The 3,252-nt window shown below is 42.9% G+C and carries 4 protein-coding genes; all 4 read left to right on the top strand.

What is annotated here, in order from left to right; translation table 11 throughout:
• Positions 1-263: 263 nt before the first annotated feature.
• Complete coding sequence (locus OB236_RS10690; protein WP_262683986.1) at positions 264-2,174, top strand: LamG domain-containing protein; 1,911 nt, start codon at positions 264-266, stop codon at positions 2,172-2,174.
• Positions 2,146-2,457: a LamG domain-containing protein gene (locus OB236_RS10685; protein ID WP_262683985.1), complete on the top strand. Its 312-nt coding sequence runs from the start codon at positions 2,146-2,148 to the stop codon at positions 2,455-2,457. The genes OB236_RS10690 and OB236_RS10685 overlap by 29 nt, the downstream gene beginning before the upstream one ends.
• Before the next feature lie 2 nt (positions 2,458-2,459).
• Positions 2,460-2,774 (top strand): LamG-like jellyroll fold domain-containing protein, encoded by a 315-nt coding sequence (locus tag OB236_RS40030; protein WP_408638439.1) that lies wholly within the window; start codon positions 2,460-2,462, stop codon positions 2,772-2,774.
• Between the two features lie 151 nt (positions 2,775-2,925).
• The coding region (locus OB236_RS10680) for an RHS repeat domain-containing protein (RefSeq protein WP_262683984.1) at positions 2,926-3,252 on the top strand (327 nt) is incomplete at its 3' end.

The following is a 3,252-nucleotide window of genomic DNA, read 5'->3' as shown; positions in this document are numbered from 1 at the left end:
GTTGGGAGCAAGGACGTTACCTTTACAACCGGTACCCATGACGACTACCAATTAAGCTGGGGAATGCGCTATGGAGGAGCCGTGCTCATAGATGATATTCGAGTGGTTGGACATTATTAAGGGTTAGATGCGAACCCAAAACGTAGCGGCTAACCAAGGTGATGCGATGATGGCTTTGCTGCTGATCATACATCAGTGGATTAGAATTAAATCATCTTAAGCAGAGTAAAGTCATGGCTATATAGAAGGGAACTCAAAAAGAAATGAACTTAAAACAAAAACTGTTATTCGCTCTCAAGATCATGCTTGTAAGTTTTTTCATTTTCATGGATTGGTCACATGTTATGGCCAACAGTGTGGAAACAAACTACAATTATGGCGATAATGGAAGGCTACGGTCAGTAGAGAGTAAGAATGGGGACGGTGAGTATCAATATGATGCCAATGGAAATCTGATCAAAAGAATAAAAGAACGAGAGTCTTTTAACTTTGGCGGTACTCGTCAGCTTCCACTACCTAACCTCGCTGTCAGTACGGGGGCTGGTGCCCGTAATACAGTGGAGTTTTGGATGTATTGGGATGGTACTCAATTACGTATGCCGCTGGGATGGGATACACTCTATGATTTGATCTTTATGGGAGGTTACTTTGGCTTCAATACAGGTAATGACGATGTATTGGGTATTCCTTCAGCATCGTTGAAGGAACGATGGGTACATGTAGCCGCTGTTTTTTATAATGGTATTCCGGATGCAATCCATAACGAACTGTATATCGACGGGGTGAAGCAGAATATCGTTCAGGGGGTTGGCACAACGTCATCCCATGTAACGGTAACACCTCAAGCTTACATATCTGGGTGGGGAATCGATAATCTGTATCGCTTTACGGGGCGGATAAGCGATGTGCGCATATGGAATTATGCCTTGTCACCAATTGAAGTACAAGCCAACCGTACGAAAACGATTATAGGAAATGAACCCGGTCTGGCTGGTAGATGGAATCTAACTGAAAATTCTTCACCTCCTTCATCACTTGGTTTTACTGGTTCTCAGGTTCCCTTACCCAACCTTGATGTGAATACAACGGCCGGCAGTAAAAATACGGTCGAGTTTTGGATGAATTGGGATGGCAGCGATGTACGAATGCCGATCGGATGGAATACCGGTTATGATTTAATTTTTTTGGGAGGTTACTTTGGCTTCAATACGAGTTCAGCTGATGTTCTGGGAATCCCCTCCGCTTCTCTTAAAAATAAGTGGGTACATGTAGCTGCGGTGTTTTATAATGGTGTCCCCAGCGCTGCCAACAATGAATTATACATAGACGGTATTAAACAAAACCTTGTACAAGGCTTAGGAATAACAACAGCGTATGTAACTGTCACCCCGAATGCTTATATTTCTGGTTGGGGGTTTGATGGAAATTATAGATTTATCGGTCGTATGGGTGAAGTGCGTATATGGAATTATGCGTTGACAACTGTAGAGGTGCAATCGAATCGGTACAAAACACTTACGGGTAAGGAGCCCGGACTTGTTGGCAATTGGAAGTTACGTGATACCGCATCACCGAAGACATCGCTCAGTTTTGATGGAAGTAATCAGGTACCTCTGCCTAATCTAGCAGTTAATACAACCGTTGGAGGAAAAAATACAGTAGAATTCTGGATGAACTGGGATGGCGGTAATGTAAAGATGCCGGTCGGATGGAATACCGGTTACGATTTGATCTTTTTGGGAGGGAATTTTGGGTTTAACACAGGTGCTTCTGATGTGCTTGGGATTTCTTCTGACAATTTGCTAAATAAATGGGTACACGTGGCTGCGGTATTTTATAATGGTGTCCCAGATGCCGCTCATAATGAGTTATATATCAATGGGGTTAAGCAAGCGATCAGTCAACGGATGGGAACGACGGCAGCCAATGTGGCGGTAACGCCCAATGCGTATATTTCCGGTTGGGGGCCAGACGGAGGCTACCGATTCACAGGACGGATCAGCGATGTGAGAATATGGAGCTATGCTTTAACAGCTGCAGAAGTTCAGTCCAATCAGTATCGATCTGTGTCGGAGAACGAATCGGGTTTAGCAGGTCACTGGACACTTAGCGATACGAAGATGCCAGGCACTTCTCTTAGTTTTGATGGAACTAACCAAAGTCGTACTGCCTGATCTAGCAGTCAACACGGCTGATGGTGGCAAAAACACAATCGAATTTTGGATGAACTGGGATGGCGGCAACGTCAAAATGCCAATCGGATGGAATACCGGTTATGATTTGATCTTTTTGGGAGGGAATTTTGGGTTTAACACAGGTGCTTCCGATGTGTTGGGGATCCCCTCGGACAACCTGTTAAACAAGTGGGTGCACGTGGCCGTGGTGTTTTATAATGGTGTTCCGGATGCCGTACATTCAATACCGGTGGATCCGATGTCATTGGTATTCCATCGGTGAATATGGTAAATCGTTGGGTCCGTGTCACCGCGGTCTTTTACAACGGAGTTCCAGACACCACTCACAATGAGTTGTATATAGATGGGGTAAAACAGGTTCTTGTTCAAGGGATAGGTGTAACAACAGCTACGGTAACCGTTACTCCGAAATTCTACATTTCTGGTTGGGGACCGGATAGTCACTATAGATTCAGCGGAAAGTTAGGAAATGTTCGAATTTGGAACCGTGCACTGACTCCTTCTGAGATACAATTGAATCCGTACAAAACGTTTCAGGGAACAGAGAATGGTTTGATAGGATCATGGAAGGCATATTGAGTAACAACTATCGTAGTATGTTGCAACTCTAAGTATTGGAAAAAAACGAAATTGGATTGATAGAATTCGGAGATGTCAATGTTATGGTAGAGTCAAATTGCATCTCCTACGGGCAAAAAGCAGAATTCTAGTTGCAAAGAGGAGACTAACAATGATTAATCATCCTATTAGATGGATGTTATGCATGTTTCTAGCTTGCCTATTTTTTTATTTTAGTTTATTAGAAACCTATGCAGCTGTAGATCTTTATAAATATGATGGCTCTGGAAAAATGGTTGAAACCTCATACTCAGAAGGCGGAATTATTAATTACCAATATGATAGTAATGGGAATTTAATCAAGAGATTTTGGAATGAAAATTTATTGAGTAATGGAAGTTTTGAAAATTCTATGGGTTGGAATATCGAAGCTTCATCAATGTTCATTGAGCACGGTGAAACGAGAGAAGGAAACAGCGCACTTCAATTTAGTTCGGGT

It is taken from the genome of Paenibacillus baimaensis, assembly GCF_025567575.1.
This window is presented reverse-complemented; position numbering and strand designations above follow the sequence as displayed.

What these genes read in the sequence shown, in the direction of transcription:
- OB236_RS40030 (WP_408638439.1), top strand. Translation starts at nt 2,460, where the DNA reads ATGGTAAATCGTTGGGTCCGTGTCACCGCGGTCTTTTACAACGGAGTT.
- OB236_RS10690 (WP_262683986.1), top strand. Translation starts at nt 264, where the DNA reads ATGAACTTAAAACAAAAACTGTTATTCGCTCTCAAGATCATGCTTGTA.
- OB236_RS10685 (WP_262683985.1), top strand. Translation starts at nt 2,146, where the DNA reads ATGGAACTAACCAAAGTCGTACTGCCTGATCTAGCAGTCAACACGGCT.